Source organism: Flavobacterium sp. TC780 (assembly GCF_056783245.1).
In genome coordinates this window covers 1-8,087 of the sequence record NZ_JBXBAV010000107.1, presented here as the reverse complement: position 1 = coordinate 8,087, position 8,087 = coordinate 1, and the positions used below count along the sequence as shown (strand labels likewise).

General features: G+C 39.3%; 9 protein-coding genes and 1 pseudogene. All 10 read left to right on the top strand.

Annotated elements, in window-relative coordinates:
- Positions 1–276 precede the first annotated feature (276 nt).
- The 10 genes and pseudogenes from AC1RYN_RS11645 to AC1RYN_RS11600 all read left to right on the top strand — a co-directional run bounded on the left by AC1RYN_RS11645 (position 277) and on the right by AC1RYN_RS11600 (position 7,844).
- Positions 277–1,410 (top strand): aminotransferase class I/II-fold pyridoxal phosphate-dependent enzyme, encoded by a 1,134-nt coding sequence (locus tag AC1RYN_RS11645; RefSeq protein ID WP_481807092.1) that lies wholly within the window; start codon positions 277–279, stop codon positions 1,408–1,410.
- A 20-nt stretch (positions 1,411–1,430) separates the two neighbouring features.
- A complete protein-coding gene (locus tag AC1RYN_RS11640) occupies positions 1,431–1,727 on the top strand; it encodes a hypothetical protein (RefSeq protein WP_481807091.1) in 297 nt (98 codons plus the stop codon).
- The gene (locus tag AC1RYN_RS11635; RefSeq protein WP_481807090.1) at positions 1,678–2,076 is read left to right on the top strand and encodes a hypothetical protein; all 399 of its coding nucleotides are present in this window, start codon (positions 1,678–1,680) and stop codon (positions 2,074–2,076) included. Before AC1RYN_RS11640 ends, AC1RYN_RS11635 begins: the two co-directional genes overlap by 50 nt.
- A 272-nt stretch (positions 2,077–2,348) precedes the next feature.
- Positions 2,349–2,708 carry a hypothetical protein gene (locus tag AC1RYN_RS11630; RefSeq protein WP_481807089.1) on the top strand — a complete coding sequence of 120 codons (360 nt, stop codon included), beginning with the start codon at positions 2,349–2,351 and terminating at the stop codon, positions 2,706–2,708.
- A 101-nt stretch (positions 2,709–2,809) separates the two neighbouring features.
- Positions 2,810–3,661 carry an RteC domain-containing protein gene (locus AC1RYN_RS11625; RefSeq protein WP_481807088.1) on the top strand — a complete coding sequence of 284 codons (852 nt, stop codon included), beginning with the start codon at positions 2,810–2,812 and terminating at the stop codon, positions 3,659–3,661.
- A 257-nt stretch (positions 3,662–3,918) separates the two neighbouring features.
- A complete protein-coding gene (locus AC1RYN_RS11620) occupies positions 3,919–4,215 on the top strand; it encodes a helix-turn-helix domain-containing protein (RefSeq protein WP_481807094.1) in 297 nt (98 codons plus the stop codon).
- A 96-nt stretch (positions 4,216–4,311) separates the two neighbouring features.
- Complete coding sequence (locus tag AC1RYN_RS11615; RefSeq protein WP_481807087.1) at positions 4,312–5,139, top strand: DUF4099 domain-containing protein; 828 nt, start codon at positions 4,312–4,314, stop codon at positions 5,137–5,139.
- Positions 5,140–5,151: 12 nt separating this feature from the next.
- Positions 5,152–5,250, top strand: a complete 99-nt coding sequence (locus AC1RYN_RS11610; protein ID WP_481807093.1) for a DUF3945 domain-containing protein — start codon at positions 5,152–5,154, stop codon at positions 5,248–5,250.
- Between the two features lie 4 nt (positions 5,251–5,254).
- Positions 5,255–5,353 carry a hypothetical protein gene (locus tag AC1RYN_RS11605; protein ID WP_481807086.1) on the top strand — a complete coding sequence of 33 codons (99 nt, stop codon included), beginning with the start codon at positions 5,255–5,257 and terminating at the stop codon, positions 5,351–5,353.
- A 415-nt stretch (positions 5,354–5,768) separates the two neighbouring features.
- A pseudogene (locus AC1RYN_RS11600) lies at positions 5,769–7,844 on the top strand (type IA DNA topoisomerase).
- The last annotated feature ends 243 nt before the right edge of the window (positions 7,845–8,087 follow it).

Below are 8,087 nucleotides of genomic sequence, written 5' to 3'. Positions count from 1 at the left end.
TGCCTGTTTCTTGGTTCAGTTACGTATTGCTAAGGTTAATACATGCTCCTGTTGTTAGGGAGGCAGCACCTAAAAAGATAAACAATTGACTGGATATTAATTGTCAATTAGGGATTATTTTATGCAAAAAAGCACTTTTTCTTGTCAAATCGGGAATTTAACTTGTTTTTTCGGGAGTAAAACCGCTAAGGACAAAAATACTTTCATTTTTTATAAAGAATTTTAGCAGTATTTTTTCAGTAAGTTAAAAAACAATATTAACCAAAAGAAATAAAAATGGCAAAAATAAAGCACAACAATTTCATAGATACGGTCAGCTTAGTGTTTTCAGGAGCAAAAAAAGAGGGAATTCTCCATCTGTATGCAGAAGGTGATGCCCTCAATGGAAGGACTATTATAATCAAAGGCAAACAACATCTTCATTTTGGAACCACAGGATATCTAGGACTCGAGCAAGATGAGCGGCTAAAAAGAGGCCACGCTATCGCTGCCATAAAAAATTTTGGAACCCAGTTCCCTCTGTCCAAAACGTATCTCTCGCATCCACTTTATGCAGAGCTGGAAAGCAAAATTGAAAAAATGTACGCTGTTCCACCTATCATTACTAAAAACAGTACGCTGGGTCATATGGCCGTCATACCCACTCTCATTAGAGACGAAGATACCGTAATCATGGATCATCAGGTCCATTGGAGTGTCCAAAATGCCTGTCAGTTCCTTAAACTACGAGGAATACCTGTGGAGATGGTACGTCACAATAATCTTGAAATGTTGGAAGACAAAATACGCCTTCATTGCAACAGGACAGGTAAAATATGGTACATGGCTGACGGTGTTTATTCCATGTATGGTGATTATGCCCCCGTACAAGAACTTCTCAATCTTACTAAAAAATATTCGCAATTCCATCTTTATTTTGATGATGTGCATGGCATGAGCTGGAGGGGAAAAAATGGGAGAGGTTTCATTTTTGACACTATTGGTGACCTTCCAGAGAATGTAACAGTCACCAGCACCCTTAGCAAAACATTCGGAGCCAGTGGTGCCACTTTCTTTTCCAGCGACGAGAAGATTCGCGAGAAGATAAAGACCTTTGGAGGTCCTCTTACCTTCTCGGCGCAACTAGAGCCCGCTTCGGTAGCTGCAGCAATTGCCTCTTGTGACATACATTTATCACCAGAAATAGAACAACTACAGTCCTGTCTTGCCGATAAAATCGCTCACTTTAGCCATCAGCTCTCTACAAATAGTTTACCTATTGTCTCTGAGAATGACTCTCCTGTTTTCTTTCTAGCCATGGGCGCTCCAGTAACTGCCTTTAACTTCACGAAACGTCTTTTCAGGGAAGGCTTTTACCTTAATTTGGGGATATATCCTGCAGTTCCCATAAAAAACAAGGTATTCGAATAACACTTTCGGCTCACAACCAGTTGTCAGACATCTCAGCATTGTCTCAAGCAATGGAGTACCATTTCCAAAAGGCAGTAGAGGAAACAGGCAGCAATGAAGACAAAATAAGAAAAGCGTTCAACATGAGTTCCAAGATAACAAAAACACCAGTCGAAAAAAACCTAAGAGAGGGAATACACCTAGAAGAAAATATGAACAATCGAAAATATAGACAAGCAAGAATGGAACCACTGTATGGGAAACCATACGGTCTTGGACTGGGAGGGAATGCAGTATTTAGAACGTACCTTTTCCAATCATCCCGATCCAACCAATAAATGGGATTCTATTACTTACACCATCCGTGATCAGAACAGGAACATCGTATTAATGACCTTTTTCACCTTTGGTCTTTGGAAGGATGATATGCTTTCTACTGAATCGGTGTCCAAACAGCTTGAAGAAGTCCGAAAAAGTGATCCCTTGCACATGACTTCAAAAGTACTCAGCATGGGATCCTTATTTACCGAAGGCTTGCATTATTATATGAACCAGAGCCATCCTTTAGCTGATCAAGCGATACAATTGCTCCTGCGTACCATTGAAGAAACCTACGAGTCCTTAGCTGCTGATATGCTTGTTTTACGTGATTTTAAACCTCGATTTCGCCGGGACCAGATGATTTGAGACCAAGGATACTTCAGAACCGACATACCCGAGGCCTGTGTCCTACAAAATATAAAATGGCATGAACTTGAAAATTATGGTTCCTTACTTTCCTCCCGCTCCCGCAGGCATTTCAATCAGGAAATACTACCCTACGAAAATACTATGAGGTCAAAATAAAAGAAAATTTAAATAGCCCAGAACTAGACAGGGCTTACCAGCTTTACTGCAACGTCAAGGATCGCAATCTTGCCATCAATACTTTTCAAGATTCTAAAGAAGTATTTGAAAACATGAATACATGCCCACACTGGGAGTTTCTAATCCTAACGCTCAAAGATACCGATGAACACCATTTCGTAGGCATCATGTTCTGTTACAAAAATTCAAGCCACACTTATGTACCTGAACTCATCGGCATGGACTATGTGAATAGCGAAGGCTTCGAGCTGTACAGACAGCTACTGTACCAAACCATAAAAAGAGCTGCCGAACTCCAATTTCCAAGAATCGATTTCGGTATATCCGCTACATTTGAGAAGAAAAAACTGGGAGCTACCGTACTACCGAAGGTCGCTTATGTGCAGGCAAGAGACAACTATGCTATGGAGGTTCTGCAGACACTGCAGAATGAAAATAGCAATGGGCGCTGATAAAATAAGGCCCTCCTAAATTCTTAATAAAAAGTCATCCCATACTCTGGACAGAAATGTCTACGCTTATCCTTGTCCATAAAAATCTAAATTATTGTGCCATGATTAGATCTACATGTGAGAACGCCCTTCGCGTTATTCGTAAAGCAGAACAGGAATTCAGCTTAGATCCTGAACAAATAATCGAAAAATCATACCAGATGACTACCGTTCTTCAAAACCTGCTTTCAACGGTAAAAAAAAATGTCTTAGAAAATGGATTTTCCGATGAAAATGAAGAGATTACATTTTTTAAAACCGTCAAACCTCAAATACTAGGAAAACTCATCTACTATAACAAGATTTTTCGAATTGAGGCTTCCTGCCCAGTCATAAGCGGTAAGATGCATCACAAGCACTACTCCACTGAGCTCAACCTATTAAAACAGGAATTCAAGGACCAATTTTATCACACCGAATTCTACCGCTACTATCGTACAGGCAGAACCGAATGGGATCACCATTTTTTCCGTCTTGGAAAAATTGACCTCCATGAGGGAGTGAATAGTTTTGTCTTTGAAATAGACCCACAGTTCTCCACCTATTACGATTACAAAGTGTCCCGTATCATCGCTAACGAATTGCTTTACAACTACCTTCTTAGCAAAACAGAACCCGATAAAGAGGAAATAATCCTTTTTCCTGACGGCAAAGGCAGTTCCAGAGATTTTTTTTGGACAGATTCTAAAAACGCTCTTATTGAACTCATCTATGCACTTCATGCCTCAGGAAGTATTTCTCATGGAAAAGCTGGAATTCGAAAAATAAGCATGGTCTTCCAACTGTTGTTCAGGATTCAACTCGGCGATGTTCATCATGCCTACCATCGGATGAAAGACAGAACCGATAGCAAAAGTATTTTCTTAGATCAGCTCAAGAACTCCCTTAAACAACACATGGAAAAAGAACTCTAAAGGAACTTCTGCTGCCTTTTAATCGATACCCATTGGCAACACTAACATCCTACCCGAAAATTTATATTACAACTCCACTCAAGTCAATAAATGCAAGACTTTTAATTCGTAATCCAAATTGTTAAAACATTCTTAAATCACCCTTTTACATGGGTAGACCTTGGCAATAAAAAATTCCACTGATGATCAACTTTGCGTTACTAAACTGCCTGATGCAGCTACAGTTAATAATTAATACTAACGTAAAAGAAGGGATTATGAACATAGACAGAATGGAATTTCTATCCTGGATGGAACGAATACTCGAGCGTTTCGATCTTATGAGTGAACATATCAATGGACTTGAGAAAAAGCGAGGAAATGTTGATGGAGAAGAACTTTTAGACAATCAAGATCTTCTACAAATGCTAAAGATAAGTACACGTTCCCTACAGCGATACCGCTCCTCGGGTAAACTTCCTTACTATACCATTAGCGGAAAAATATATTATAAGTTATCGGACGTTCACCAGTTTATCCGAGACAGTTTTAATACCAGAATACCCAAAACATAGGCAATCGAGTGAAAAATAATGCCAAAGGATTCCAGCTCTTATTCACTGGTGATAGCATCTTTTAATTTTGGAAATGAATCTAAAAATTATCAGACTATGAGCGAACAAACTGTAAATAAACTAAAATCTCCTGAAGAATTATCGGATATACTGCTGGTATTCGATAAAGAGAAAAAGAAAATTCAAGCGGTAAAAGGCATTGATGAAAATGGTAATCTGGAAACTGTTGATCCCACCAAAAAAAATCAAAATCAATTTATGCGGGTAGATAAACAAGGGGATTTGTTTTCCAACTTCTTTTCTAATTTTTTCAGCCAGTTGAAGAACCCTACCAATTTCTCATTCTTTAAAATTCCTGCACTATTAACTATAGATACTGCAAAAGAAATGCAAAAACATGTAGACAATCCAACCCCTGAAGGCAAGCAATTAATGAAACAATACGAGGTAAAAGAAGAAACGCAAAATAATCATAAACAAGAAAATAAAAATAATATGGAAACAACGCAGACCAATCCGGATACAAGTGAATACAAATACAAACCGGAACAGATTGATTGGGAAACCATGAACCATCTTGGGCTTAGTAAAGAGAAACTTGAAAAAATGAACCTGCTTGACCCAATGCTCAAAGGTTATAAAACAAATGAGCTTGTACCTATAAGTCTTAACCTGGGAACAGCCATTACCCGTATGGACGCCCGATTATCCCTTCAACTCAATGAGGACGGCCAAGTTGTGGTTGCCATTCACGGAATCCGCAAAGGACCTAACTTAAATTATCCCTTCTTCGGGCATAGCTTAGTCAAGCCGATAAAGATAATCTTACCGAAACAGGTAATATGGGGCGTGTCGTGGATCTGGTTAACCCAAAAACCAGACGAAATAATGTCCCTCCATTATCAGTCTGGACAGGCTTACTAATGAACTGGTAGCATTACGCACGAGTTTATCAAAATTCCTGACGAGATCAAAGGTGTAAAACTCAACGAAGAGCAAAAGCAAACCTTAATCGAGGGAAAGCACTTTCCTTGAAGGCATGATTTCTAAGAAAGGAATCGTTCGATGCCACGTACAATTCAATGCCGATAAACGTTTTGTAGAATTCCTGTTCGACAAGACCAACACCAACAAATAAACACAGGGCAATAGCAAAACCCACCGCAGGAAGCCCCGAAAATTTCAGAGGAAAGGAGCTCGATAAAGCACAATACCAAAAGCTCAAAGATGGGCAGACTGTTTATGTAAGTGGCTTGTTGATAAGAAAGGAAAGGAATATAATGGTTATATCACTTTAATAAGCAAACCAATAAAACTGATTTTTCTTTCGCAGAACCCGGACAAAATTAAGGAACAAGCAAAACCTACTGAAGCACATAAAACGCAGTCAGCAGTCAATTCAGAAGGAAAAACCAATGAGGCTACCAAGAATATCAAAGAGCCCTTGAAATCCGGTCAAACCAATCCTAACAACAGAAATCAACACGATAACAAGAAGCACCGAAGCACCTGCCAAATCCAAAGGACGTAAAATGTAATTTTTATGAAAACTAATAATTGCAGAAAAACCAAGCGTAGCAAGGGAAATAGCCGGCTTGTTGGGAGCATCCGAGAAAAAGGGATGGCTACCTGACAGGTAACGGCTATTTTGTTACCTGGGCATTGGGACATTTATTGGATTGGGTATGCCGGAAGATTACGGCATTTCTGGATTTCAGAAAGCCTCCCTTCCCATACTACCCGACCCTTTTTTATTGACTGTACGAAAAGTCAAAAAAGATAATGGCTTATATTGTCGATTTGAGTGCATTAAAGCAACTCAAAATCATTGAAGACCTTTTAGTCATAGTCAATAGATTATCGTAGCCACCGATGCGGGTCGTGAAGGCGAACTCATTTTCGTTACATTTACGAATATCTGAAATGCAGCAAGCCCTTTGAACGACTATGGATAAGCTCGCTTACCGAAAAAGCTATCAAACAAGGCTTTGAAAACCTGAAACCCGGAAGCGAATTTAACGGATTATATCTGGCCGCACAAGCCAGAAGCCGCGCCGACTGGCTCATAGGCATCAATGCTTCACAGGCCCTCTCTATTGCCGCAGGCGAGGGTGTTTATTCACTGGGAAGAGTACAGACCCCCACACTAGCACTGATATGCAAACGATATCTAGAAAACAAAAACTTTCCTATCCAGCCATACTGGCAAATACAGTTAACCCATACCAAAGAATTCATTTCCTTTAAAAGTCTTTCCAAAAACAAATGGTACAACAAAAAGGAAGCAGAAATTGCCTTGAAGTCCATCGAAAGAAACGGGAATACTGTTATTGTACATCTGTAGAAACCAAAAAGCTTACAGAAGAACCTCCTTTACTGTTTGACCTTACAGGCTTGCAGAAAGAAGCGAACAAAAAACTAAACTTTTCGGCTCAAGAAACTCTTAACATTGCCCAAAGCCTCTATGAAAAGAAATTTATTACTTATCCAGGTACCGGAAGCAAATACGTTGCTGAAGATATCTGGAGAGAAATACCTAACCTAGTAAGGGTTTTGCAGAATACGAGGACCTGGAAACAAGCCGCAGCCAATGTGAAATGGGGGTGTTTTAATAAACGAATCGTTAATGACCTGCGTGTTACTGATCATCACGGTCTGTTAATTACAGAGAAAATTCCCTCGGCATTATCGGCAAAAGAAAATGCCATTTACAATATGATAGCACTTCGACTACTTGAAGCAATTTCCGGGGCCTGTACCAAAGAGATAACTGATATTACATTACAGGCGCTGCATCATGATTTTGCTCGAAAGGCTGCAAAATACTAGAATCGGGCTGGCGTCTTATCAAAGGAAGTTTCTCCGATGATACTACCGAGCCTTTACAGGAATTACCGGAACTAAAAAAGGATAATGAACTCAAAATAAAAAATGCCATTATTTTGGAAAACAAGACTAGGCCACCTGTACTCTATACCGAAGCAGGTCTTTTATCGGCAATGGAAACCGCCGGAAAGCAAATCGAAAACAAAGAAGAGCGCAGAGCAATACAAAGCATAGGCATTGGTACCCCTGCCACAAGAGCTGCTATTATGGAGACCCTCTTTGCCCGTAATTATATCAAAAGGGAAAAGAAATGCCTTATACCCACCGAAAAAGGATTGCAGGTGTACGAACTGGTAAAAGATAAAAAGATTGCCGATGTATCAATGACTGCTGAGTGGGAAATAGCATTACATAAAATCGAGAATAATCAAGCTGATGCGGGAACTTTCCAAAAGAAAATAGAAACATATGCAACGACGATCACTCATGAAATGCTGCAGACTCCCATCGCAAAAATCAATCTGCCTGATCTTATTTGTCCAAAATGCAAAAAGCAGCATTTAATGATCAGGGACAAAATTGTTAAATGTCCAGATGAAGCATGTAGCTGGTTACAGTTCCGGAACGTGTGCGGTGTAGAGGTAAGTATTCCAGATATTGAAAGTCTTCTGAGCTCAGGCACTACTTCTCTAATCAAAGGAATGCAAAGCAAAGCTGGGAAAAAGTTCAATGCCTATATCGTATTAAATGAGAAGTTCGAAAGTTCCTTTTCATTTAAAAAATCGAAAACTCCAAAGAAATAATACGCAATGCTATCACTAATCAAATAGGATTAGAAAACCGAAGTCAATAACAACAGGATGCCAAACATTTAGATGATCAGTCCGAACGGAATCGATTAGAATATTAGATAAAGTCCAGTTTAATGCTGGACTTTATCTTTTCCATTAATTAAACTTTATTGAATGTGAAATCTGTAAAACAATGAGTTAATTAGGTGCTGCCTCCCTAACAACAGGAGCATGTATTAACCTTAGCAATACGTA